Origin of the sequence: Paraburkholderia agricolaris (assembly GCF_009455635.1) — a bacterium.
Taxonomy (GTDB): Bacteria; Pseudomonadota; Gammaproteobacteria; order Burkholderiales; family Burkholderiaceae; genus Paraburkholderia; species Paraburkholderia agricolaris.
This window is the reverse complement of record NZ_QPER01000001.1, coordinates 1610061-1634675: the sequence shown is the minus strand read 5'-3', so window position 1 is coordinate 1634675 and position 24615 is coordinate 1610061. Positions and strand designations below refer to the sequence as shown.

The following is a 24615-nucleotide window of genomic DNA, read 5'->3' as shown; positions in this document are numbered from 1 at the left end:
TACCGGAAAAGCGAAATTTTCCGGAATTTTTTCCAGATAAAACCGATAGCTAGCACGGGACGAAATAAAGGAAATGCAGTGCAAGTGATTGATTTAAAAGGATAATGACTCTGAATATGGACGTTAAATCTTCCGAGTCAGCGCACACTCCCATGATGCAGCAATATCTACGCATCAAGGCGGATCATCCGGGCACGCTGGTGTTCTACCGGATGGGCGACTTCTATGAACTCTTTTTCGAAGATGCGGAAAAAGCCGCGCGCCTGCTCGATTTAACACTTACGCAGCGTGGTGCGTCGGCAGGCAACCCGATCAAGATGGCGGGCGTGCCGCATCATGCGGTCGAACAGTATCTGGCCAAGTTGGTGAAGCTCGGCGAATCCGTCGCGATTTGCGAGCAGATCGGCGATCCGGCTACGTCGAAAGGGCCTGTCGAGCGCAAAGTCGTACGTGTAGTCACGCCGGGCACGCTGACGGACGCAGCCCTTCTGTCCGACAAGAGCGATGTCTATCTGATGGCGCTGTGCGTCGCGCATAACCGCCGCGGCGTCGTCACGAGCGTCGGGCTCGCGTGGCTGAATCTGGCGAGCGGCGGCTTGCGCCTCGCTGAAGTTGCGCCCGACCAGGTGGCCGCCGCGCTCGAACGGATTCGTCCCGCGGAAATTCTGGTGGCGGATACAGCCGCCGAGTCCGCGAGCTGGACGCCGCCCGTCAACGCCGGCGCCCTCACCCGCGTACCGGTCTGGCACTTCGATATCGCCTCGGGCACGCAGCGTCTGTGCGATCAACTGGAAGTGGCCGGCCTCGACGGCTTCGGCGCGCATTCGCTGACAGCCGCATGCGGAGCGGCAGGCGCGCTGCTGCTGTATGCAGCGGCCACGCAAGGCCAGCAACTGCGCCACGTGCGCAGCCTGAAGGTTGAGTACGAGTCCGAATATATCGGCCTCGACCCCGCTACGCGCCGCAATCTTGAGCTCACGGAAACGCTGCGCGGCACCGAATCGCCCACGCTGTGCTCGCTGCTCGACACTTGTTGCACGACGATGGGCAGCCGTCTGCTGCGTCACTGGCTGCACCATCCGCCGCGTGAAGCCGCCGTGGCGCAAGCCCGTCAGCAGGCCATCGGCGCATTGCTCGACGCGCCGCTGGCGGCAAGCGTCGACACGCTGCGCGGCGCGTTGCGGCAGATTTCCGACATCGAGCGGATTACCGGGCGTCTGGCACTGCTGTCCGCGCGGCCTCGCGATCTGTCGAGCCTGCGCGATACGTTTATCGCGTTGCCCGAACTGCGCACGCAAATCGCGGCCGTTTCGTCCAATGCAGATTCGCTGGCGCGTATCGACGCGTCGCTGGAACCGCCGCAAGCGTGCGTCGAGCTCCTCAAGCGCGCGGTTGCGCAGGAGCCATCCGCCATGGTGCGCGACGGCGGCGTGATCGCGCGCGGCTACGATGCGGAACTCGATGAACTCCGGGATATTTCGGAGAACTGCGGGCAGTTCCTGATCGACCTCGAAACACGCGAACGGGCGCGTACCGGCATCGGCAATTTGCGCGTCGAGTACAACAAGGTGCACGGCTTCTATATTGAAGTCACACGCGGCCAGACCGACAAGGTGCCGGACGACTACCGCCGCCGTCAGACGCTGAAAAACGCCGAGCGTTACATCACGCCGGAACTGAAAACGTTCGAAGACAAGGCGCTCTCCGCACAGGAACGCGCGCTGGCCCGCGAACGCTCGCTTTACGACGCGTTGCTGCAAGCGCTGCTGCCTTTTATCCCGGACTGCCAGCGGGTTGCCGCAGCACTCGCCGAACTCGATCTGCTGGCCGCGTTCGCCGAACGCGCCCGCGCACTCGATTGGGTCGCACCGACGTTTTCGCCGGACACTGGCATCGAAATCGAGCAGGGCCGGCATCCGGTTGTCGAGGCCCAGGTCGAGCAGTTCATCGCCAACGACTGCACGCTCACCCCCGAGCGCAAACTGCTGCTGATCACCGGCCCGAACATGGGCGGTAAGTCGACCTTCATGCGGCAGACCGCGCTGATCGCCTTGCTGGCGTACGTCGGCAGCTATGTGCCGGCACGGCGCGCGTCATTCGGCCCGATCGATCGCATTTTCACGCGAATCGGCGCAGCGGACGATCTGGCCGGCGGCCGTTCCACCTTCATGGTGGAAATGACCGAAGCGGCGGCGATCCTGAACGACGCGACACCGCAAAGTCTCGTGCTGATGGACGAAATCGGGCGCGGCACATCGACATTCGACGGCCTTGCGCTAGCCTGGGCCATCGCGCGGCACCTGCTTTCGCACAACGGCTGTCATACGCTGTTCGCCACGCACTACTTCGAGTTGACGCAGTTACCCGCCGAGTTTCCACACGCGGCCAATGTGCATCTGTCGGCGGTCGAACATGGGCACGGTATCGTGTTCCTGCATGCGGTCAATGAAGGTCCGGCGAATCAGAGCTACGGTTTGCAGGTCGCGCAGCTGGCCGGGGTGCCAAACGCAGTGATCCGCGCGGCCCGCAAGCATCTCGCGCATCTCGAACAGCAGTCCGCCGCGCAACCCGCGCCGCAACTCGATCTGTTCGCGGCGCCTGTGCCCATGCTCCTCGAAGACGCCGAAGACGAACGCGGCGCGAAGCCGGAAGCAGCGGCATCGCCGGCGATGCAGGCACTCGCCGAGCGCCTGCGCGCCATTGATCCGAACGACCTGCGGCCGCGCGAAGCGCTCGACCTGCTGTACGAACTGCACGAGCTGGCCACCGCGCCGGATGCAGATCATTGACGCACACAGGCCCTCGCAGCGCCCGCGCAAACTTTGCGCGGCGCTGAGCGTCGTCCTCACGCGCACGGGCAGCCTTGCGTCGCTCGCGTGTCTGGGTTCGCTACTGGCGCTCACCCCGCTCGCCCACGCCGAAACGTCGCGCTATGCGTTCGCGGTCATCGCCAACACGATGCAAAGTCCCGCGGACGAAGCGCCCACGCAACGCCTGATCGACGCGATCAGCCGCGAACGCAACATTTCGTTCATTGTCTACGACGGCAATCTGAGGGGTACGAAAGAAGCCTGCCGGGATGCGCTATATGAACGCCGCCATGCGCTGCTTGAAACATCGCGGCCCGCCCTCTTCTTCATTCCGGGCCAGCATGACTGGACCGACTGCGGCACGGCCGAGGCCGGCGGCTTTGACCCGGTCGAGCGGCTCGATCAGTTGCGCCAGACCCTGTTCACCGACCCCACGTCGATGGGTCAAAACCCGATCGCATTGACGCGCGAAAGCGAGGTATCGCGCTTTCGTCCGTTTCGGGAAAACGTGCGTTGGCAAGTTGGCGACACTGTCTTTGTCGGCCTCAACGCGCCGGGTCCGAACAATCACTACCTGACTGCGGGCGGCCGCAACGGCGAGTTCGAAGACCGCGTGATTGCCAATGCATTCTGGCTCGAGCACGCCGGTGAATATGCCAAACGTCGCGATGCCCGCGCGATTGTTGTCTTTATTCAGGGTGACCCCGATCCCGAGCGCTACGAACGGCCTGACCGTTTTGCGTGGCTGCGCTTTGCGCGCAACACGCGCCGCGACGGTTTTCTGGAATTCAAACGCAGCCTCGTCAAACTTGCGCAGATTTTTCGCGGCCCCGTGCTGCTGATTCATTGCGACGATGAACGCGCGAGCGGCGGCTTCGTGATCGATCAGCCGCTACGCAATGACAAGGGGATGCTGGTGACGAATCTCACGCGTGTCGCGATCGCGCCGCATGATCGTCTTAACCAGTGGATTCAGATTGATGCGGATCTCGGCAAAAAACCGCCGTTCCGCGTGAGTGTGCGCGATGTGCCGAGGCAAATGCCAATGCCCACCACGCCGTCACTGCCGCAGCGCGACGAGCCGTCCGCTTCAATGCCGGCTGTGCCTGCGTTAGGCCCTGCTTCCGAGTTGCCGCCCTTGTTGCCGATACCCGGGCAACCCCAACCGCTCCAGCAGCAACCCGACCAGCCGCAATACAAACCGGCGGACGACGGCAGCGGCGAGTATGGACAATACGGCCCATACGGACCCGCCATGTCCGGGCCGCCCGCTTCAGCCGTGTTGCCGCACGCGCCGGTTGCGCCCTCAGGCGCTCCCGGCCTACCCGCAAGCTCAGTGCAGCGTGGGCCCTGACTTTTCGTCATCGGCTTCGTCGTCATCTTCATCGAGGACTTCGAGGCCGTCGGCGCCGTGCGCGTGTTCGTGCGTGATTTCGTCTTCAGTAGCCGGACGCACGTCCTTGACGGTCAGGGCGAAACGCAGCGCCATGCCGGCGAGCGGATGGTTGCCGTCGAGCACGACTTTGTCTTCTGCCACGTCGGTCACCACGTAGACGAGCGAATCGAGATCCTCATCGCCTTCTTCCGGCGTACCTTCGAATTGCATGCCGACTTCAAGCGGTTCCGGGAAGCGATCGCGCGGCTCGATCTTCACGAGATCGGGGTCATACTCACCGAACGCGTCTTGCGGCTCGAGCTGGATCTGGGTCTCGAAGCCGGCCTCGTGGCCGTCGAGCTCTTCCTCGATCTTGGGGAACGTGCCATCATAGCCGCCGTGCAGATAGACCATCGGCTCGTCGCTTTCTTCAATCAGATTGCCCTGCGCATCCGACAGCTTGTAAGCGACCGACACGACGGTGTTCTTTGCGATTTTCATTCGATTCTCCAGAATACAACTCACATTATACGATGCCCAAGCGGCCCACTGACCACCCGGCCGACGCAGCTTCGGCACGGAAATCTTCGCCGGCGTCGAAGCCGGTGCTCCCCAGCCTGCCGCCGTCGCCCGACACGCCCACGCCCCTGCTCGGCAATCTGACACCGTCGCAATTCATGCGCCGATATTGGCAGAAAAAGCCCTTGCTGATCCGCCAGGCGATTCCGAACGTGGAAGCGCCGCTGTCACGCGACGAGTTTTTCGAGCTGGCCGATCGGGACGAGGTCGAAGCCCGGCTGATCACGCACTTTCGCAACAAGTGGCAAATGGAGCACGGCCCGTTCGCGCCTGATGAACTGCCGTCGGTAAAGCAGCGCGCCTGGACCTTGCTCGTGCAAGGCGTGGACCTGTACGACGATCGCGCGCGGGCCTTGCTCGACCGCTTCCGCTTCGTGCCGGACGCGCGTCTGGACGACCTGATGATTTCGTATGCGAGCGATGGCGGCGGCGTAGGCCCCCATTTCGATTCCTACGATGTGTTTCTTTTGCAAGTAAAAGGTAAGCGCCGGTGGCGCATCAGCGCGCAGAAAGATCTGACGCTAGAGGCAGGTTTGCCTTTGAAAGTTTTACAGCATTTCGAGCCGGAACAGGAATGGCTGCTCGAACCGGGCGACATGTTGTATCTGCCGCCGCATATCGCTCATGACGGTGTTGCCGAAGGCGAATGCATGACCTGCTCGATCGGTTTTCGCGCTCCGTCGGCGGGCGAGCTGACCGCGCAATTCCTCTACCATCTGGCCGAGCGCGGCGAGTCGGCGGCGCGCCCCGCTGCGCTCTATCGCGACCCCCAGCAACCCGCCGTCGACCGTCCGGCAGAACTGCCCGCCGCATTGATCGAACGTGTTGGCGCGATCCTTGCTGGCGTTAAATGGAATGAGCAGGACATTGCGTCGTTCCTTGGCACGTACCTCAGCGAACCGAAGCCGAGTGTCGTGTTTGATCCGCCGCAAAGGCCGCTTAATGCAGCCCGTTTCATTACTCAGGCATCGAAGTCCGGCATCCGGCTCGATCGCAAGACTAATTTGTTGTACAACCGCCGTTTTTTCTTCGTAAATGGAGAGGAAACACCATTTGATGGTGCGAAAAAGTGGTTGTTTGACCTCGCCGACCATCGGTGTATGAGTGCGAAACGCTTTGTAACACTCTCGCACGATTCGTCGGTGACAGCACTACTGCACGAGTGGTATTGTGCGGGCTGGATACAAGTGGGCGAGCTTGCGTAACTCTGCCCGCGTGTTATACCGTACTGTGAAATTTTGTATGAGAAAGACAACGTATTGACCCCGGATTTATGGATTGTCAGTACGAAAGTGCATATAATTTCCGCCCAAGCCGTAGGGAAGATTCTAGCTCGTCAAAAGAGCGTCTCCACCAGCGGCCCAGGTCGGTGTTGGAGCACATTACCGGTATTATTTTGCGCTGTTGCTTACCTTTAACCATAAAAGGACGTGATCATGAAGAAATCCCTCCTCGTAGCATCCCTGTTGGCAGCTGTGGCACTGGCTGCATGCAACAAGAGCAGCGATCAGGCAGCTACGACTGCAGCTAGCGACGCATCGGCTGCTGCCTCGGCACCGGCTGCTGCAGCTTCGGACGCAGCAGCTGCTGCTTCGGGTGCGGCTGCTGCTGCGAGCGACGCTGCTGCTTCGGCTACGACCGCTGCTTCGGACGCAGGCGCTGCAGCTTCGGCTGCTGCTCCGGCTTCGGGCGCAAGCCAGTAAGCTGTCGCATAGGGTTCGCCTCTGGGCGAAAACTGTTTCGGGAAATCACCTCGATTTCCCGGGCAGTAAAGCAAAACGCCACGGATTCACATCCGTGGCGTTTTGCCATTTAAGCGCCGCTTTTTACAACGGCATTCACTTAATCACCTATTGAGTCGGCGTCGCATTTTCTTCGAAAAACTCGCGCACGACTTCGATCTCACGCGTGCGCTTAAATGGCGGCAGACTCTGCCAAATACGGCGCCCATACGGTTTGTCGACAAGACGCGTGTCGCAGATCATCAGCACACCGCGATCGGTCTCAGCGCGAATCAGACGGCCCGCGCCCTGTTTCAGCGTAATGACGGCCTGCGGCAATTGATGGACCGCAAACGGGCTCAAGCCTTTCTTCGTCAGCGCATCCAGACGCGCCGACAACACCGGATCATCAGGTGGCGCAAACGGCAGCTTGTCGATCACGACCAGCGAGAGCGCATCGCCACGCACATCCACGCCTTCCCAGAAGCTCTGACTGCCCACCAGGATCGCATTGCCATAGGTACGGAAGCGGTCGAGCAACTCGGTGCGGCTCGCGTCGCCCTGCACAAGCAGCGGATAGTCCCAGCCGCGCGTTTCGATGACGTCGCGCAACTTGTTCGAAATGCGATCCACCGCGCGCAACGTCGTGCACAGCATGAATACGCCACCGCCGGATGCTTCGATCGCCGGCAATGCAGCGTCGAACACGGCGTCCGTAAACATCGGCGAGGAAGGCTGCGGCAAGTTGCGCGGCACGTACAGCAGCCCTTGCGTCGGATAGTCGAAGGGGCTTGGCAGCGTCATCGAACGTTTTGCGTTCAGGCCCATCTGCGCCGCATAGTGCGTGAAATCGCCCCGCACCGACAATGTCGCCGACGTGAAGATCCACGCGCGCGGCACACCGGCACGCTGCTTGGCGAAGATCGGCGCGACCGACAACGGTGTTTCGTGCAACTGCACCGTATGCGCGAAGACTTCGATCCAGCGCACCTTTTCATTCGGATCGGCACGCTCGGCCTTGGCATCGGCCGCAGCGGCGTCAGCGGCTGCTCGTTCGGTCTCGGTGGGCGGAGTCGTCCAACCTGCCAGCACGCCTTGCAACTCGCGCGCGCGACGCAAACAGGCGCCGATCGATTCGGCACGCTCGGCCTGGCTCGACAACGCGGATGTCAATGCGTCGAGCTCGGTCTCAAGCGTTTCGAGCGCGGGAAATAACGGATGATCGTCGGGTAGCTGACCGATCGACAAGCGTATCGAGTCTTCCTTGAACGCGAGCCGCACGTCACGCGCCGCGCGTTCGAGCGTCGAGCCAAGCTTGACCCAGTCAACCGACTCGCGCGCATGGCCCAGACCCTCCGCTACGGAATCGCGTGCGAGCTCGAGAAATTGCGTGGTCGAAAGCGTCTCGCCGAAAAACAGCGTCGCGGTTTCCGGCAGTTGATGCGCTTCGTCGAAGATAACGGTGTTCGCCGTCGGCAGCAATTCGGCCATGCCGGTATCGCGCAACATGATGTCGGCGAAAAACAGATGGTGATTGACCACCACGATGTCGGCCTGTTGCGCCTCGCGGCGCGCCTGCATCACAAAGCACTCCTTGTAGTGCGGGCACTCCTGGCCGAGACAGTTTTCACGCGTGGACGTGACCATCGGCCACACCGCCGCCGTTTCCGGCACGCTCGCGAGTTCGGCCTTGTCGCCGGTGCGCGTGATCTTGGCGAAACGAATGATGTCCTGCAGATACGAGGTTTCCTGGCGCGACGGCAAACGGCCGTTATCCGCCGTGCGCTGCAGGTAGTAATGGCACAGATAGTTCGCCCGCCCCTTGAGCATCGCCACCGAGACCGGCACGGCGAGTGCATCGCGCACAGTCGGAATGTCGCGCTGAAAGAGCTGATCCTGCAAATGCTTGGTGCCGGTGGAGACGATCACCTTGCCGCCCCACAACATGGCCGGCACGAGATACGCATAGGTCTTGCCCGTGCCCGTACCCGCCTCCACGATCAGCGTGTTTTCGCTGCCGTCGAGAGCGTTCGATTCATCCGGTTCGGAGGCTTGCGCCGCCGCATCCGTGCCCGGCGCTTGCAGACGCCGCGCCGGACGTTTTTGCGCTTCGAACATCGCCGGTTCGGGCATGGCACGGCCCGATGCTTCCATGGCGGCCGCGACGGCGCGCGACATCTCGATCTGCGACGCTCGCGAGCGATAGCCGTCGATCTGACGGGCGAGCAGGCCGTTGTCGGCGAAGATATCGTCCAGTTCGGCGGCGCGGCGTGGATTCAACGACGCGGAGAGCGCGGACGCGGGAGGACGCGGCACCGGCGTGCCGGCCGCGGGGGCGTCGTCGGCCGCCGTGCCGTGTGGTGAAGTTTCAAGCGGTGAATTCAAGGCAAGCGTTTCCTGCAAAGTCCGGCGCGCGCGGCGCGACCCGGCGCCTGCCAGGCCACGAACTCAGGCGCGTGCGTCCGGTTCGAGCTGCAATTGCAGCAAGATGATGGTGTCCTTGACTTTGAGTTTGCGCTTTTTCAGGCGCTGCAACTCGAAGTCGTCGATGCCGGGCTCATCCGACATTCGGTCGATCAAGCGATCGAGCCCACTATGCTCCGATTCCAGTTGCAGAATACGGTCGCGAAGTGTGTCCGCGGTGATGACGTGATGTTGATCGCGCATGCTCGCCTCCTCTCGTAAGCGGCACGGGCTGCGTGGCGCCGCCCGATGCCTGAGGTTGCTGTCCGGCTTAAAACGCGTACGACTACCCTACCAGAACCCGCTACAGCCCATCTACTGTTGTTGTTGCTGTTGCTGCTTCTGCTGTTCTTCAAGTTGCTGCTGTTTCAACTGGTCCTGACGCTTCTGCTCGGCTTTCTCGGCCGCCTGCTTCTGACGGGCTTCCACGTCGGCCTTGTGCTGCGCCGCATCGGCCTGCTTCTTCTCGAAGCTTTGCTGCTTCTCCACCCGCTCCTGCGCCTTTTGCGCGCCCTGCTGACGCGCCTGCTCGAGCTTACGCTGGAAATCGTCCTGCTTCTGATCGTACGCCTGGGTGTTGGCAGCGGCTTGCGACGGACTGATGCCGCGCTGCGCCTGATCCAGCGCATGCTGTTGCTGTTTCTGCTGATACGCTTGAGCATTGGCGGCGCGTTGCGGCGCCTCGGCCGCGCGCTGCGCCTGATCGAGCTGATGCTGGCGCTGCTTGTCTTCGTAGGCCTGCGCGTTGCGCGCTTCGTCGGCGGCGCGCTGCGGCGCGCCAGCTTCGTCCTGTGCGCGTTTGAGCGCTGCCTGCTCGTCACGCTCACGGGCGCGCTGGACACGTTGTTCGCCGTCGAGCGCGAGCTGTTCCTTGCGAATGTCGGCCTGCACCGAGCGCATACTGTCGCGCGCCTTGCCCAGACAGTGGTTCACGAAGAACTTACTGTAGCAATCGTGTTCGGCAACCGCGTAACGGTAGTTGTTTTCCTCGGTGCGCTGATCCAGCACTTTCTGCCGCGCGTCGAATTCGTTGTCAAGCGATGCCGCGCTATCAGCGTTGCCGGCACTACCCACGTTGTCCGCATTGTCCGCACTGCTCGCGCCCGCGCCGCTCGTGGTGCCCATTGCCTGCGTCGCGCTGGCTGCCCGCGCGCCCGAAGCGGCTCCCGGGGTGGCCGATTGTGCCGCGGCCGGCGCGGACACGGCTAGCGTTGCGGCGAGGAGGCACGAGGCGCACGAAGCAAAAAACATCCCATTGGACGGGAGCGCTGATCCAGGCACGAACCGCGACGTCCACACAGTCGACAGGCGCGACATCAACGACGTAAGCGGCGAGCGCGCCAAATGCGGCGACGAAGAAAACGGCAATTGTGACAAGCGAGAGACCAAGCGGGAGCCCAGGCGGTTGAGGGACAAGGAGGTAGGCAACGTCGTAAATGGTCAACGGAACATGCCCGAAATTCTATCACCCTGCGGTTGAGCCCTTTGGCATTTATGGCAAAATGCCCCGCTCCAGCAACCTGGTCGCAGCGCGCACGCCCAGCGTGCACCGGCGTGCCCGACGTGGGCCCGGCGTGTGACGCGTATGACGCGTGTGGCATTAGCGCGCGACCTTTGATTGAGTAGCAGGAACACCAAGACCTTATGACGGAAACCGTAGCACTCAAGATCGTACAGCGCATCGCCGCCGAACTGTCCGTCCAGCCGCGCCAGGTCGCGGCCGCGGTGCAACTTCTCGACGAAGGAGCGACTGTTCCGTTCATCGCCCGCTACCGGAAGGAAGTGACCGACAATCTCGACGACACGCAATTGCGCAATCTCGAGGAACGCCTGCTGTATCTGCGCGAACTGGAAGACCGGCGCGCCACGATCATTGCCAGCATCGACGAACAGGGCAAGCTCACCGACGAGCTGCGCGCCGCGATCGAAGGCGCCGACAGCAAGCAGGTGCTGGAAGACCTGTATCTCCCGTATAAGCCGAAGCGCCGCACGCGCGCACAGATCGCCCGCGAAGCCGGCCTGCAGCCGCTGGCCGACGCCTTGCTGGCCAATCCGCTGCTCGACCCGCAAACCGAAGCCGCCGCCTACGTGGACGCCGAAAAAGGCGTTGCCGACCTCAAGGCCGCGCTCGACGGCGCGCGCGACATTCTCTCGGAACAGTTCGGCGAAACCGCCGAACTGCTCGGCAAGCTGCGCGACTACCTGTTCAACCAGGGCGTGGTGTCGTCGAAAGTGGTCGAAGGCAAGGAAAACGCGGAAGAAGAGAAATTCCGCGACTACTACGACTACGCGGAAACCATCAGGACCGTGCCGTCGCATCGCGCGCTGGCCCTGTTCCGCGGCCGCAATGCAGGCGTGCTGATGGTCAAGCTGGGGCTCGGCGAGGAGCTCGACGCGCAGGTGCCGCATCCGGGCGAAGCGTTGATCGCCCGCCACTTCGGCATCGCCAATCAGAACCGCCCGGCCGACAAGTGGCTCGCCGACGTGTGCCGCTGGTGCTGGCGCGTGAAGGTGCAGCCGCACATCGAAAACGAGCTGCTGACCAATCTGCGCGATGAAGCCGAACACGAAGCAATTCGTGTGTTTGCGCGCAATCTGAAGGATTTGCTGCTCGCCGCGCCCGCCGGGCCGAAAGCCGTGATCGGCCTCGATCCGGGCATGCGCACCGGCGTGAAAGTCGCGGTAGTCGATCGGACCGGCAAGGTGCTCGCCACCGACGTGATCTATCCGCACGAGCCGCGCCGCGACTGGGACGGCTCGATCGCGAAACTGGCGCGTATCTGCGCACAGACTCAGGCTGAGTTGATCAGTATCGGCAACGGCACGGCATCGCGCGAAACGGACAAGCTCGCGAGCGAACTGATCGCGCGTCATCCGGAGTTCAAGCTGCAGAAGATCGTTGTGTCGGAAGCCGGCGCGTCGGTGTACTCGGCCTCCGAACTCGCGGCGAAGGAATTCCCGGACATGGACGTGTCGCTGCGTGGCGCCGTGTCGATTGCGCGCCGTCTGCAGGACCCGCTCGCGGAACTGGTGAAGATCGAGCCGAAGGCAATCGGCGTCGGCCAGTATCAGCACGACGTGAATCAACGCGAACTCGCCCGCTCGCTCGACGCGGTGGTCGAGGATTGCGTGAACGCGGTCGGCGTGGATGCCAACACGGCATCGGTCGCCTTGCTGGCGCGCGTGTCGGGTCTGAACGCAACGCTGGCTCGCAACATCGTCGATTATCGCGATGCAAACGGTCCGTTCCCGTCGCGCGAACATCTGCGCAAGGTGCCGCGTCTGGGCGACAAGACCTTCGAGCAGGCCGCCGGATTCCTGCGCATCAACAATGGCGAAAATCCGCTCGATCGCTCGTCGGTTCACCCGGAAGCCTATCCGGTCGTGGAACGCATGCTCGCGAAAATCAGCAAGCACGTCGGCGAAGTGCTCGGCAATCGCGACGCGCTGCGTGGTCTGTCGCCAGCGGAATTCGTCGACGAACGTTTCGGTCTGCCGACTGTGCGCGACATTCTGCTGGAACTCGAAAAGCCGGGCCGCGACCCGCGCCCCGAGTTCAAGACCGCGACCTTCCGCGAAGGCGTCGAGAAGGTCAGCGACCTGACCCCAGGCATGGTGCTTGAAGGTGTCGTGACGAACGTGGCGGCCTTCGGCGCGTTCATCGACATCGGCGTGCATCAGGACGGTCTGGTGCACGTGTCGGCAATGTCGACGAAGTTCATCAAAGACCCGCACGAAATAGTCAAGGCCGGCCAGATCGTCAAGGTGAAGGTGCTGGAAGTCGATGTGAAGCGCCAGCGTATCGCGCTGACCATGCGTCTGGACGACGAGTTCGGCGCGGCAGCCGCGCCGCGCAGCGGTGGCGGCGCCCAGCAGGATCGTGGCCGCTCCGGCGGCGGTGGACGCAGTGCGCAACAACAGCGCTCGCGTGAACCGGAAGCAGGCGGTGCAATGGCGGCCGCGTTCGCCAAGCTCAAGCAGAAGTAAGCAGGTTCGTCAGTGCGTGATGGAATCACGCGCTGACGCTCACGAGCTCCAGTTGAGCTGTAATGAAAAAGCCCACGCAATTGCGTGGGCTTTTTTTATTGCTTGCCGCCTGGCGCGCCTCGGCATGCGAGGCGCTTGCGAACCTGGGCCCGATCAGATCTCGATCTTCGTTCCCAACTCCACCACCCGATTGGCCGGAATACTGAAGAAATCTGTCGGTTTGGCGGCGTTCTGATGCATCCATGCGAACACACGTTCGCGCCACACCGACATGCCCGGCAACTGCGTCGGCACGACCGTTTCGCGAGCCAGGAAGAACGACGTGTCCATCAACTCAAACGTCATGTCGTGCGTGCGGCCGACTTCGAGCAACACAGCCTTCACGTCAGGCGTTTCGTTGAAACCGTATGCCGCCTTGACGAGGAACAAGCCGCCATCGAGGTCCTTCACCGTCACGCGTTCCGCGTCATTCACATACGGGATATCGAGCGTCACAAAGGTCAGGAAAATCGTGCGCTCATGCAGCACCTTGTTGTGCTTCAGGTTGTGCAGCAAGCTCACCGGCACGAGGGAATCGCTGCCCGTCAGATAGATCGCCGTACCCGACACGCGATGCGGCGGATGCGCGAGCAGGCCTTGCAGGAACGGCATAAGCGGAATACCGTCGGCCGCCGTGCGTTCCTTGACGATCATCCGGCCCTTGAACCAGGTCATCAACAGGAAGAACAGAAGCGCGCCGATGCCAAGCGGCAGCCAGCCCCCCTCCGCCACCTTGAGCAGATTGGCGCCGAAAAAGCCCAAGTCGACCGCCATGAATACGCCAATGATCATCGCCACGAGGAACTTGTTCCATTTCCACACGTTCACCATCACGACGCAGGCGAGGATCGTGGTGATCACCATGGTGGCCGTCACTGCGATACCGTAAGCGGCGGCGAGGTTATCCGAGCTCTTGAACGCAATCACGATGCACAGAATGATGAACAGCAACATCCAGTTCACCACCGGCACGTAGATCTGGCCGATCGCCAGTTCCGACGTGTGCAGGATCTTCATGCGCGGCACGTAGCCGAGCTGGATCGCCTGACTCGTCAGCGAATAGGCGCCGGAGATCACCGCCTGCGACGCGATCACAGTCGCCACAGTCGACAGCACCACGAGCGGCAGCAGCGCCCAATCCGGCGCGAGCAGGAAGAACGGGTTTTCGATCGCCTTCGGGTCGTGCATCAGCAACGCGCCCTGCCCGAAATAGTTCAGCACCAGCGAGGGCATCACGAGGAAATACCAGGCCATGCGAATTGGCTTGGCGCCAAAATGGCCCATGTCGGCGTACAGCGCTTCGGCGCCGGTCAGCACCAGCACGACCGAGCCGAGCACCACATAAGCCTGCAACACGTGCGCGGCCATGAAGGTATAGGCGTAGTACGGGTTCAGCGCGCGGATCACGTTCGGCGACTGCAGGATATGCCATAGGCCCAGCGCGGCGAGCACCAGGAACCACAGCACCATGATCGGACCGAACAGGCGGCCGACAGTGGCCGTTCCGTGCCGCTGAATCCAGAACAGCAGCACGAGGATGACCATCGTGAGCGGCAACACCAGATGTGACAGATTGGGCGCAGCGATCTCCAGGCCTTCGACCGCCGAGATCACCGAAATGGCGGGCGTAATCACCGCGTCGCCATAGAACATGCAGGCGCCGAAGATACCCAGCATCATCAGCAAGCCGGCCATCTTCGATTTTTGATCGATGGAGCGCAGCGCCAGCGCCATCAACGCGAGGACACCGCCTTCGCCGTTGTTGTCGGCGCGCATCACGAACAACACATACTTGACGCCGACCACGATCATGATCGCCCAGAACAGCAGCGAGATCACACCCAGGATCGATTGATCGGTCAGCGGAATGCCATGTGAAGGGCTGAACGCCTCTTTCAGCGAGTACAACGGGCTCGTGCCGATATCGCCGAACACCACTCCAATCGCGGCAATCGCGAGGGAAGGCAGGGGCTGTTTGTGCACGTGATTGTTATCTGTCATAAACGCGAGAAAATCCGTTCCCTGAGCGGAAAAAACGACCGCTATTTTAAACTGCCCGCCTGGCGCCGCCCGGCTTGTTGTGGATACACCACGTGGATAGTCCGCGAAGTGTAGCACTGCGATTTGGGCACGTCTGCTACGTCAGACGTTTCACCAGGGCAGGTGCGCGCGTTCTGCGAAGCGCCATTGCAAAACATATGCGACGGACACGCAGCGCACAAAAAAAACGGAGCCCGATCGGGCTCCGTTTTGCAGTTACTGCACGGGAGACGACGCAACAGGTATGGCGTCGTAACTCGCATCACGTGCCTGACGACTCCTGCTGCATACCGCGCTTGATCCACGCGCCGAGGTTATGCGGACGAACCGTGTCCCATTCCTCGAACGGCTGGTGAATCCACGGATTGGTCGGCAGATACTGCACGTGGTAATCGGGCTTCACTTTCGAACAACCCTTGTACCAGAGCACCGCCGAGCGTACCGCGGTGATCGCCGGATAGCGTTCCTTCAGATGTTGCTGCACACGTGCCAGCGTCACGCCGGAATCGACCAGGTCGTCGACCAGCAGCACGTTGCCGTGCAACTCGCCGCGCGTCATCGTGATGTATTGCGCGATGTCGAGTTCGCCCTGCTCCGTGCCGGCTGCTTCGCGATACGAACTGGTGGCGAGAATCGCCAACGGCAGATCGTAAATACGCGAAAGCTGATCGCCGACGCGCAAACCGCCGCGCGCGAGACACAGGATCTTGTCGAACTTCCAGCCCGACTCGTGCACCTGCAACGCCAGCAGTTCGATCAGCCGGTGATACTCGTCCCAGCCGACCCACAGGTTCTTGTCGTCGTTGCGCGGATCTTTCATCGCAATCATGGGTACACCTTGAACCATGGCTTAAACCTTGAACGGATGACGAAGCAGAATCGTTTCGTCGCGATCCGGACCGGTCGACACCATGTCGATCGGAATACCCGCGACTTCCTGCACACGGGTCAGATACGCACGCGCGCTGGCCGGCAGCTTGTCCCACTGCGTGATGCCGACGGTGCTTTCCTTCCAACCCGGGAAGGTTTCGTACACCGGCACGCAACGCGCGACTTCCGATGCGCCACGCGGCAGCAGATCGACCGGCTTGCCGTCGACCGTGTAGCCAACGCACAGCTTCACTTCGTCGAGGCCGTCGAGCACGTCGAGCTTGGTCATGCACAGACCCGACACGCCGTTGATCTGGATCGAGCGGCGCAGCGCGGCGGCGTCGAGCCAGCCCGTGCGGCGCGGACGGCCGGTGACCGAACCGAATTCCTTGCCGACGGTGGCCAGTTCGAGGCCGATCGCTTCCTGACGCGCGGCGTTATCCGCGTCGTACAGTTCGCTCGGGAACGGGCCCGAACCGACACGCGTGCAATACGCCTTGGTAATGCCGAGAATGTAGTTCAGCTTTTGCGGACCGACGCCCGCACCCGCGGTGGCCGCACCGGCCACGCAGTTGCTCGACGTGACGAACGGATAGGTGCCGTGGTCGATATCGAGCAGCGTGCCTTGCGCGCCTTCGAACAGCAGATTGTTGCCGGCTGCGTTTTCGTCGTACAGACGACGCGACACGTCGGTCACCATCGGCTTCAGACGGTCGGCATAGCTCAGCATCGTGTCGAGCGTTTGCTGGAAGTCGACCGCTGCGACTCCCAGGTACTTGGTCAGCACGAAGTTGTGGTAATCGAGATTTTCACGCAGACGTTCGGCGAAGCTTTCCGGCTCGAACAGGTCTTGCACGCGCAAACCGCGGCGCGCCACCTTGTCTTCGTAGGCCGGCCCGATGCCGCGGCCGGTGGTGCCGATCTTGCCCGCGCCACGGCGCGCTTCGCGGCCCTGGTCGATCGCAATGTGATACGGCAGGATCAGAGTGGTGGCTTCGGAAATGAAGAGGCGATTCTGAACATCGACCCCGGCGGCTTCGAGCTCGCCAATTTCCTTGAACAGCGCTTCCGGCGACAACACGACGCCATTGCCGATGTAGCACGCGACGCCGGGATGCATGATGCCCGACGGAATCAGACGCAAGATGGTTTTCTTGCCGCCGATGATAAGCGTGTGACCGGCATTGTGACCGCCCTGGAAGCGAACGACGCCTTGAGCGTGGTCCGTCAGCCAGTCGACGATCTTGCCCTTGCCTTCATCACCCCATTGGGTTCCCACGACGACGACGTTACGCCCGGGGTTCACATTCACTGCGCTGGCAGACATGTTGTTTCGTAAGCTGGTTAAAAACGTATTCTACCTATGTTCGCGGAACCTTCCGAATTTTTCCGTTTCCGCTCAATGGCATGCACGTTATGGTGGGTATATCGAAAATAGCGCGGCGAGGGGCCGCGCCGGGTCCGGCGACGCTTTGGACGCCTTCAGAAATGCCCTTGGGTCGCCCCGCGAGCGGTTTGACTATCTGGACTCAGTTTGGACTCAGGGACGCGGTTCGACCACCCACGCGCCGTTGCGCTCGACCAACACGCGGTCGCACGCGAACTCGTCCAGATCGTGCTCGTGGCCAGGCAGTGCCTGAATCACGACTTCACCAGCATCGCGCAACGCCGCGACGCTCACGCGCAGCGCGTCGTCGTGTTGCCACGGCGCGAGAATCGCACTGCTACGGGCCTCGACAGGTGAAATACGGGCGACTTCACGCAGATCGAGCGAGAAACCGGTTGCCGCGCGAGCGCGACCGTAGGCCTGTCCAACGTGATCGTAACGGCCGCCGCGCGCAACCGCATTCGGCACACCATCGACATACGCCGAGAACATCACGCCGCTGTGATAAGCGTAGCCGCGCAAATCGGCCAGATCGATCATGACTTCGGCGCCTTCCACCTGGCTCGCGAGGAACGCGAGGTCGTCGAGCGCGCGGGCGATGGCGGGTGCGTTCGGCAAGCGGGCTCGGGCTTCGTCGAGTACCGAGGCGTCGCCGTAGAGCGTGGGAAGCGAGCGCAAGGCGTCGCGCGTGACCGGCGTGAGATTCGCGGTCAGTTCGACGAGGCGCGGCACATCCTTGCCCGCCAACGCGTCGTAGAGCGATTGACCCAACTCGGCCGCCGCAGGCTCCGCTTCGATCAGCGCGGCGAGCACGCCCGCATGACACAAATCGAGCCGCACTTTCGCGAGGCCGGCCAGACGCAGCGCGTCGAGCATCAACTGCTGGATTTCCAGATCCGCCTCAAGGCCGGCGTGACCGTAGATTTCCGCGCCGATCTGGATCTGCTCGCGCGTGGCGTGCAGGCCGCGCGGACGCGTATGCGCCACGTTGCCGGCATAGCAAAGGCGCGTCACGCCCTGACGATTCAGCAAGTGTGCGTCGATACGCGCGACCTGCGGCGTAATGTCCGCGCGCAGACCGAGCGTGCGCCCGGACATCTGATCGACGAGCTTGAACGTGCGCAGATTCAGATCGTGCCCGCCGCCGGTGAGCAGCGACTCGATGTATTCGAGCAGCGGCGGCATCACCATCTCGTAGCCGTACGAGCGGAAACGATCCAGCAAACGGCGCCGCAATTCTTCGATCTTGCGGGCTTCCGACGGCAACACGTCGGCGATATTCTCGGGAAGTAACCAGGTCGACATCGATACAGTCCTACGACGTTGAACACGGCGACTGGGGCGCCGGTAAGTAAGTGTGAATGGCGGGCGGCGGCTCTATTTTGGCGGCTGTAGCGGGCGTGGGGCCACCCTTCCTTGGCAGCCCCTCGGCCAGCCGCAGCGCTCGCTATTGCCGCGCCGCTGCCAGCAGCGCATTTCGCTAGTGCAACAGTACGCTGCGAAGCGCGCCGTGCAAACGCCCCTTCAGGTCACGATGAACAGCAGGATCAGTCCGAGCACCATCACGATCAGCCCGCCGATGCGAATCTGTTGGGGGGGCCGTTCCGCAATTTTACGGAACGTATCGCGCCAGGCGCTCGGAAAAACGAAGGGAAACATCCCTTCGATAATCAGCATCAATGCGATCGCGAGCAGTAACGAGCCGGCTATGTCCATGCGAATCAAGGGGCCGCGATGCGGATGCCGCGGCGTTCCGGTTATCAGTGTTTGCGCGGTGCCGCGGAAGCGTCCGGGGCTGCGCCGCCGGTCGGGCTACGCATGAAGCGGAAGAACTCGCTGCTCGGGTCGACCACGATCACGTCGCCCGGCTTGAAGGTGTTCTTGTATGCCTGCATGCTTTGATAAAACTGGTAGAACTGCGGGTCGCTACCGTATGCCGCAGCCGCGATTTCCGCTGCCTTGGCATCGCCCTCGCCCTTGATGGTCTGTGCCTGACGATAGCCGTCCGCGAGAATCGCCTGTTGCTGGCCGACCGCATCCGCCTTGATCTGGTCAGCCTCGGCCGTACCCTTCGCACGTTCGTCGGCCGCCACCTGCTCGCGTGCGGCGATCATCCGCTTGTAGACTGAGTCGGCCATCGCCGCCGGGAAGTCGACACGCGTGAGCTGCACGTCGAGCACCGAAACGCCCAGCGATGCCGCGGCTTTGTCCATCGCGCCGCGGGCTTCGTCGGCAACGGCTTGCTGCTTCGCCAGCGCATCGGTCAGCGTGACCTTGCTGAACGCGTCGCCGAGCGCGCCGCGCGACAGTAGCGCCAGGCGGTCCGACAGACTTTGCACATCGCCCCTGGTTTCGGCGAGCAGCTTCAGCGGATCGGTCACGCGGTATTTGATGACCGGGTTAGCCAGCAGATCGGTTTTGTCCGACGTGACGTAGCGGTCTTCATCCGGCGCGTCGAGCGACTGGATGCGGTTGTCGACCAGCGTGAGCGTTTGCAACGGCGGCGGCAGCTTCACATGGAGGCCGGGCCCCAGCAATACGGGCGCGGTGTCGCCATGCGAGGACAGCACGGCCATATGCCGCTGGTCGACCACGAATACCATCGACGATGCGGCAAACAGCACGATGACTAAGGCAACGACGAGCGCAATGATCTTGTTCATGATGTGCGCTCCTTATTGAACGTCGTCTTCACGCATACGGCTGCGGAAGGAGTCGCGTGAACGGAGTGCGTCGCTGCTGGCGGCGGCCTGGCTGGCTGGCGTCGCGACCGCGGCGGGTGTGGAAGCAGCGGCAGAAGGCGCGGCGACAGACGGTGCGGCGCTGCTCGTGCCTTGCGGGACGGCACCCGGCGCAGTTGCTGCACCCGAAGCGGCCGCCGCAGCATCGGCGACACGCTGGCGTGTCTGCTCGACCAATTTGTCGAGCGGCAGATACAGCACGTTGTTGCCGCTCTTGCTGTCCACAAACACCTTGGTCGTATTCGAATAGATCTGCTGCATGGTTTCCAGGTACATACGCTCGCGAATCACAGCGGGCGCTTTCGAGTACTGCGCGTAGACCTGCTTGAAGCGTTCGGCGTCGCCTTGCGCCTGGGCCACGGTCTTGTCGCTGTACGTTTTCGCTTCGTCGATCTGACGCGCAACGTCGGCTTGCGCGCGCGGCAGCAACTGGGCCGCATAGGCCTGCGCTTCGTTTTTGGCGCGCTCGTTGTCCTGACGTACCTTGGCGGCATCGTCGAAAGCGGCTTGCACCTGGTCTGGCACCTGCACGCCCTGGATCGTGACGCCGGTCACGGCGAGGCCGGACTGGTATTCATCCAGGGATTGCTGAATCGACGCCATCAGCTGCTGGCGAATTGCTTCGCGATCCTGATAGAGGATGTCGTTGGTGCTACGCGCGCCGACGATGCTGCGCACCGCCGCCTGCGCGGCCTGCATGACGCTCTGGTCGGGATCGACGCTGCGGAAAAGATAGTCGGTCGGCTTGCTCACCTGATACTGCACGGCAAAGCGCACGTCGACGATATCGGCGTCGTGCGTGAGCATCGACGCGTCCTTCACGTTAGCGAGACGCACCACGTTGTTACGGCCGACCTCCACCTGGCGGATCTGACCGATATTGACGAGCTCATGCGCTTCGAACGGATACGGCAGGCGCCAATGCACGCCCTGCCCGGCCGTGTAGCGATATTTGCCGAACTGCATCACAACGCCGGCCTGGCCATCCTGCACGACGAACACGCCGCTGCCGAGATAGATCGCGATCAGCACGCCGATCACGATGCCTACGCCGATGCGCGCGCCGCGACCGTTGTCCGGGCGGCCACCACCACCCGCACCGCCGCCTTTGCGGCCGAACACCCGGCTCAAACGGCGGTTGAAATCGCGCCACATCTCGTCGAGATCGGGCGGACCTTCACCGTCCTTGGTCGGCGGACGCTTGGGTTCGTTGGGTCGTTGGCGATCGCCATTGCCGTCGCCCCGGCCCCAGCGCGGATCGTTCAGTGAAAGCATGGCGCGCATGCGCAGCCAGATACTCCGCTCGTTGTAATCGTTCACCTGTGTTCGTTCACCAGAGTAGACAGCGGGTCAGTGCAATTGGAGCGGGTCAGTGCCCGAGTTCTGAGACCTTACGGTCCTCGCGTGGTGCTGCCGACCGGTCTTCTTCCGACAGATCGACCAGCGTATCGGAGAGAGGTTCGGCAGTAGCGATTTCAGCGATGGCAGCGCGCAATGTATCCAGCCCTTGCCCCGTGCGCGCGCTCAAAAAGACGCGCGAAATATTACCATACTCATCCCGCTCGACCGCGTCCCCACGAGCCGCCAACTCCGGCACGGCGTCGATCTTGTTGAACACCAGCACCTGACGGATCGTGTCTGCACCGATTGCGTGCAACACCTCGTTCACCTGGTCGATCTGATCGAGGCGCACGGCGCTCGACGCGTCGACCACATGCAGCAGCAGGTCGGCGTGGATGGTTTCTTCGAGGGTGGCGCGGAAAGCCGCCACCAGTTGGTGAGGCAATTCGCGGATGAAACCGACCGTGTCGGACACCACCACCTGGCCGGCTTCGTCGCCCAGATAGACGCGGCGCGACGTGGTATCCAGCGTGGCGAACAGCTGGTCGGCCGCGTACGCCTGGGCCTTCGTCAGCGCATTGAAAAGTGTGGATTTGCCCGCATTCGTATAGCCGACGAGCGACACCGACATGGTCTGGTTACGACTGCGCGCGCGGCGCTGCGTGCCATGCTGACGGCGCAGCTTCTCCAACCGTGTCTTGAGCGCCTTGATGCGCTCGCCGATCAAACGCCGGTCGGTTTCGAGCTGCGTTTCGCCTGGGCCGCGCAAACCGATACCGCCTTTCTGGCGTTCGAGGTGGGTCCATGCGCGGATTAGCCGCGTCGATAGGTACTGCAATTGCGCGAGCTCCACCTGCAGTTTGCCTTCGTGGCTGCGGGCGCGTTGCGCAAAAATATCGAGGATGAGACTGGTGCGATCGATCACGCGGCGGTTAAGCGCCTGCTCCAGATTGCGCTGCTGCGCAGGCGCCAGAGCGTGATTGAAAATGACGAGTTCGATGTCGTTCGCCTCACAGGCAAGACGCAGTTCTTCGGCCTTGCCGCTACCGACGAACATCTTGGCGTCGGGACTGGACCGGCGCCCCGTGAGGGTGACTATGGGATTCGCGCCCGCGCTTTGCGCGAGCAGGCTGAGTTCTTCGAGACTGGCTTCGAAATCGATCTTACCGAAGTCGATGCCGACAAGCGCTGCATTGATCAAATTGGACGGTATCAAAATGAGGCGGCCGGGAGTAATCGCCAACGGGCGACGCTACGCCGGCCGCGACGGGGGTTAGGACTGTTCGGAATCCGGGTGGAAATTCACCGGACGGGCCGGCACGACAGTCGAAATGGCGTGCTTGTAGACCATCTGGGTGACCGTATTCCGGAGCAACACGACGTACTGGTCGAACGATTCGATGTTCCCTTGAAGCTTGATGCCGTTGACCAGGTAGATCGACACCGGCACATGCTCTTTACGCAGTGCGTTCAAAAACGGGTCTTGTAACAATTGCCCTTTGTTGCTCATAGCAAACTCCGTATTTTTTTGCAGGTTGACTGAATTGGCGACGAAGGAAAAAGGGATCCGCCGCCAACCGCTACACTATAGCCGATTTTCATTTTTGCGCGAGCAGGCGGCCCTGGCGGCCAAACCCAGCACACACGCGGGTTTCAGCCTGAATTTCAGCCTTTGTCCGCGTAAGGGTTCGTCGACGATCTGAACTCTATGCGCAATGGAGTCCCTGTCAGCTTGAAAGTTTCCCTGAAGCGGTTTTCGAGGTAGCGTTTGTACGTTTCGGTGATCGCATCGAGCGCATTTCCGTGAATCACGATGATCGGCGGATTCTGCCCGCCCTGGTGCGCATAGCGCAGTTTCGGGCGCACCGGGCCGCGGCGGCGCGGCTGCTGGAATTCCACCGCATCGATCAACGCACGCGTCAGTTTCGGCGTCGGCAGCTTGGTCATGGCGGCCTTGTAGGCGTCGTCGACCGAGCGCATCAGCGGGCCAATGCCGGTTTTTTCCGCGGCGGAAATGAAGTGGAATTTGGCGAAGTCGAGAAATTTTAGTTTGCGCTCGAGGTCTGCCTTGGTGCGGTCGCGCACATGCGGATCGAGGCCGTCCCATTTGTTCACGCCCACTACCAGCGCGCGGCCCTGCTCCACCACGAAGCCGGCAATGTGCGCATCCTGCTCCGAGATGTCCTGACGTGCATCGAGCAGCAGGATCACGACGTTCGCATCCGAAATCGCCTGCAGCGTTTTCACCACCGAGAACTTCTCGATCGCTTCGAACACCTTGCCACGGCGGCGCAAACCAGCCGTGTCGATCAGCGTATACGGCTTGCCTTGACGTTCGAAGTCGACGTAGATCGAATCGCGCGTGGTGCCCGGCATGTCGAACGCGATCACGCGCTCTTCGCCCACCAGTGCATTGATCAAGGTCGACTTGCCGACGTTCGGCCGGCCGACGATCGCGATCTTCACGCCGTGCGCCTGCTTTTCCTCGTCGCTCTCTTCTGGCTGCCCGGCGTACGCGACACCGAGTGCCTCATTGATCATTTCGGTGACGCCGTCGCCATGCGCGGCCGAAATCGCGCGCGGGTCGCCGAGACCGAGTTCGTAGAAGTCGGCGGCCACCGCGCTGTACTTCATCCCCTCCGCCTTGTTGACGACGAGGAAAATTGGCCGGCCGACCTTGCGCAGGTAATCGGCGATCGTCTTGTCTTGCGGTGCGAGACCGTTCCTGCCGTCGACGATGAACACGACAATGTCCGATTCTTCGACCGCCTGACGGGTTTGACGCGCCATCTCATGCAGGATGCCGTCTTTCGCGACAGGCTCGAAACCGCCCGTATCGACGACCAGATACGGCCGGTCGCCGGCGCGACCCTCGCCATAATGGCGATCGCGGGTGAGACCGGGCAGGTCGGCAACCAGCGCATCACGCGTACGCGTGAGACGGTTGAATAGCGTGGATTTCCCCACATTGGGGCGCCCAACCAGGGCAATAACGGGTTTCATCAGATGTTGTTCACGGTGAAACGCGGGATCGAAATCGACCGCCCGCGTAGCGACGCCATGCGGCCGCTACACGGCAGCGTTTGACGAAAATTATCACGAATTCGGCCAGCCCCGGATGTGCTGCCAATATGCACACCCGGGCGGACGAGAGTTTGGCTGTATGGGGCGGCGCCAAGGGGCCGCCGGGTTCAGTCTTTCTTGCTCAACGGCTCGCACGCCAGTTCGGTACGATTTCCTACGATGCCGTCGAAGGTGGCGC

Annotated in this window: 19 protein-coding genes; 5 read left to right on the top strand and 14 right to left on the bottom strand. The window is 62.1% G+C overall.

The features are described 5' to 3' along the window. Positions 1-104: 104 nt before the first annotated feature. A complete protein-coding gene (gene mutS, locus GH665_RS07440; RefSeq protein ID WP_153135313.1) occupies positions 105-2789 on the top strand; it encodes a DNA mismatch repair protein MutS in 2685 nt (894 codons plus the stop codon). Then, the gene (locus tag GH665_RS07435) at positions 2776-4164 is read left to right on the top strand and encodes a hypothetical protein (protein ID WP_153135312.1); all 1389 of its coding nucleotides are present in this window, start codon (positions 2776-2778) and stop codon (positions 4162-4164) included. The genes mutS and GH665_RS07435 overlap by 14 nt, the downstream gene beginning before the upstream one ends. Here GH665_RS07435 and GH665_RS07430 read toward each other — a convergent pair. Beyond that, positions 4144-4686, bottom strand: a complete 543-nt coding sequence (locus GH665_RS07430) for an FKBP-type peptidyl-prolyl cis-trans isomerase (protein ID WP_153135311.1) — start codon at positions 4684-4686, stop codon at positions 4144-4146. The two genes, GH665_RS07435 and GH665_RS07430, sit on opposite strands and share 21 nt — an antisense overlap. Positions 4687-4718: 32 nt before the next feature. Here GH665_RS07430 and GH665_RS07425 point away from each other — a divergent pair, with 32 nt between their 5' ends. Continuing rightward, on the top strand, positions 4719-5969 hold the full coding sequence (locus tag GH665_RS07425; protein WP_153135310.1) for a cupin domain-containing protein: 1251 nt from the start codon (positions 4719-4721) through the stop codon (positions 5967-5969). A 231-nt stretch (positions 5970-6200) separates the two neighbouring features. Continuing rightward, positions 6201-6467 (top strand): hypothetical protein, encoded by a 267-nt coding sequence (locus tag GH665_RS07420; protein ID WP_153135309.1) that lies wholly within the window; start codon positions 6201-6203, stop codon positions 6465-6467. 147 nt (positions 6468-6614) lie between these two features. On the opposite strand, the gene yoaA is transcribed toward GH665_RS07420, so the two are convergent. The 3 genes from yoaA to GH665_RS07405 form a co-directional block, all read right to left on the bottom strand. Next, positions 6615-8870 carry a DNA repair helicase YoaA gene (yoaA, locus tag GH665_RS07415; RefSeq protein ID WP_153135308.1) on the bottom strand — a complete coding sequence of 752 codons (2256 nt, stop codon included), beginning with the start codon at positions 8868-8870 and terminating at the stop codon, positions 6615-6617. 63 nt (positions 8871-8933) lie between these two features. After that, positions 8934-9152, bottom strand: coding sequence for a DUF465 domain-containing protein (locus GH665_RS07410; RefSeq protein WP_028199545.1), 219 nt, complete (start codon positions 9150-9152; stop codon positions 8934-8936). Positions 9153-9263: 111 nt separating this feature from the next. Then, entirely contained in the window at positions 9264-10199 is a 936-nt protein-coding gene (locus tag GH665_RS07405) for a hypothetical protein (protein ID WP_153135307.1), read from the bottom strand. Between the two features lie 393 nt (positions 10200-10592). Here GH665_RS07405 and GH665_RS07400 point away from each other — a divergent pair, with 393 nt between their 5' ends. Then, on the top strand, positions 10593-12935 hold the full coding sequence (locus tag GH665_RS07400; RefSeq protein WP_153135306.1) for a Tex family protein: 2343 nt from the start codon (positions 10593-10595) through the stop codon (positions 12933-12935). Between the two features lie 153 nt (positions 12936-13088). Here GH665_RS07400 and GH665_RS07395 read toward each other — a convergent pair whose 3' ends face one another. The 10 genes from GH665_RS07395 to der all read right to left on the bottom strand — a co-directional run bounded on the left by GH665_RS07395 (position 13089) and on the right by der (position 24356). Beyond that, positions 13089-14975 carry a potassium transporter Kup gene (locus GH665_RS07395; RefSeq protein WP_153135305.1) on the bottom strand — a complete coding sequence of 629 codons (1887 nt, stop codon included), beginning with the start codon at positions 14973-14975 and terminating at the stop codon, positions 13089-13091. Positions 14976-15276: 301 nt separating this feature from the next. After that, complete coding sequence (locus GH665_RS07390) at positions 15277-15861, bottom strand: phosphoribosyltransferase (protein WP_028199541.1); 585 nt, start codon at positions 15859-15861, stop codon at positions 15277-15279. A 3-nt stretch (positions 15862-15864) separates the two neighbouring features. After that, positions 15865-17211 carry an adenylosuccinate synthase gene (locus GH665_RS07385; protein WP_028199540.1) on the bottom strand — a complete coding sequence of 449 codons (1347 nt, stop codon included), beginning with the start codon at positions 17209-17211 and terminating at the stop codon, positions 15865-15867. A gap of 213 nt (positions 17212-17424) precedes the next feature. Then, positions 17425-18576: an ATP phosphoribosyltransferase regulatory subunit gene (locus GH665_RS07380; RefSeq protein WP_028199539.1), complete on the bottom strand. Its 1152-nt coding sequence runs from the start codon at positions 18574-18576 to the stop codon at positions 17425-17427. A 219-nt stretch (positions 18577-18795) separates the two neighbouring features. After that, entirely contained in the window at positions 18796-18987 is a 192-nt protein-coding gene (locus tag GH665_RS07375; RefSeq protein ID WP_028199538.1) for a DUF2065 domain-containing protein, read from the bottom strand. A gap of 44 nt (positions 18988-19031) precedes the next feature. Then, positions 19032-19934 carry a protease modulator HflC gene (hflC, locus tag GH665_RS07370; protein WP_153135304.1) on the bottom strand — a complete coding sequence of 301 codons (903 nt, stop codon included), beginning with the start codon at positions 19932-19934 and terminating at the stop codon, positions 19032-19034. A 12-nt stretch (positions 19935-19946) separates the two neighbouring features. After that, positions 19947-21332 carry an FtsH protease activity modulator HflK gene (hflK, locus tag GH665_RS07365; RefSeq protein WP_153135303.1) on the bottom strand — a complete coding sequence of 462 codons (1386 nt, stop codon included), beginning with the start codon at positions 21330-21332 and terminating at the stop codon, positions 19947-19949. A gap of 49 nt (positions 21333-21381) precedes the next feature. Further along, positions 21382-22569 carry a GTPase HflX gene (gene hflX / locus GH665_RS07360; protein ID WP_028199535.1) on the bottom strand — a complete coding sequence of 396 codons (1188 nt, stop codon included), beginning with the start codon at positions 22567-22569 and terminating at the stop codon, positions 21382-21384. Between the two features lie 57 nt (positions 22570-22626). Continuing rightward, the gene (gene hfq / locus GH665_RS07355) at positions 22627-22863 is read right to left on the bottom strand and encodes an RNA chaperone Hfq (protein WP_006051315.1); all 237 of its coding nucleotides are present in this window, start codon (positions 22861-22863) and stop codon (positions 22627-22629) included. Between the two features lie 155 nt (positions 22864-23018). Continuing rightward, positions 23019-24356: a ribosome biogenesis GTPase Der gene (gene der / locus GH665_RS07350; protein WP_153135302.1), complete on the bottom strand. Its 1338-nt coding sequence runs from the start codon at positions 24354-24356 to the stop codon at positions 23019-23021. Positions 24357-24615: the final 259 nt, after the last annotated feature.

What these genes read in the sequence shown, in the direction of transcription:
- GH665_RS07395 (WP_153135305.1), bottom strand. Translation starts at nt 14,975, where the DNA reads ATGACAGATAACAATCACGTGCACAAACAGCCCCTGCCTTCCCTCGCG.
- GH665_RS07385 (WP_028199540.1), bottom strand. Translation starts at nt 17,211, where the DNA reads ATGTCTGCCAGCGCAGTGAATGTGAACCCCGGGCGTAACGTCGTCGTC.
- GH665_RS07420 (WP_153135309.1), top strand. Translation starts at nt 6,201, where the DNA reads ATGAAGAAATCCCTCCTCGTAGCATCCCTGTTGGCAGCTGTGGCACTG.
- hflC (WP_153135304.1), bottom strand. Translation starts at nt 19,934, where the DNA reads ATGAACAAGATCATTGCGCTCGTCGTTGCCTTAGTCATCGTGCTGTTT.
- GH665_RS07425 (WP_153135310.1), top strand. Translation starts at nt 4,719, where the DNA reads ATGCCCAAGCGGCCCACTGACCACCCGGCCGACGCAGCTTCGGCACGG.
- GH665_RS07410 (WP_028199545.1), bottom strand. Translation starts at nt 9,152, where the DNA reads ATGCGCGATCAACATCACGTCATCACCGCGGACACACTTCGCGACCGT.
- hfq (WP_006051315.1), bottom strand. Translation starts at nt 22,863, where the DNA reads ATGAGCAACAAAGGGCAATTGTTACAAGACCCGTTTTTGAACGCACTG.
- GH665_RS07380 (WP_028199539.1), bottom strand. Translation starts at nt 18,576, where the DNA reads ATGTCGACCTGGTTACTTCCCGAGAATATCGCCGACGTGTTGCCGTCG.
- GH665_RS07390 (WP_028199541.1), bottom strand. Translation starts at nt 15,861, where the DNA reads ATGGTTCAAGGTGTACCCATGATTGCGATGAAAGATCCGCGCAACGAC.
- GH665_RS07430 (WP_153135311.1), bottom strand. Translation starts at nt 4,686, where the DNA reads ATGAAAATCGCAAAGAACACCGTCGTGTCGGTCGCTTACAAGCTGTCG.
- GH665_RS07405 (WP_153135307.1), bottom strand. Translation starts at nt 10,199, where the DNA reads ATGTTTTTTGCTTCGTGCGCCTCGTGCCTCCTCGCCGCAACGCTAGCC.
- der (WP_153135302.1), bottom strand. Translation starts at nt 24,356, where the DNA reads ATGAAACCCGTTATTGCCCTGGTTGGGCGCCCCAATGTGGGGAAATCC.
- GH665_RS07400 (WP_153135306.1), top strand. Translation starts at nt 10,593, where the DNA reads ATGACGGAAACCGTAGCACTCAAGATCGTACAGCGCATCGCCGCCGAA.
- mutS (WP_153135313.1), top strand. Translation starts at nt 105, where the DNA reads ATGACTCTGAATATGGACGTTAAATCTTCCGAGTCAGCGCACACTCCC.
- GH665_RS07375 (WP_028199538.1), bottom strand. Translation starts at nt 18,987, where the DNA reads ATGGACATAGCCGGCTCGTTACTGCTCGCGATCGCATTGATGCTGATT.
- GH665_RS07435 (WP_153135312.1), top strand. Translation starts at nt 2,776, where the DNA reads ATGCAGATCATTGACGCACACAGGCCCTCGCAGCGCCCGCGCAAACTT.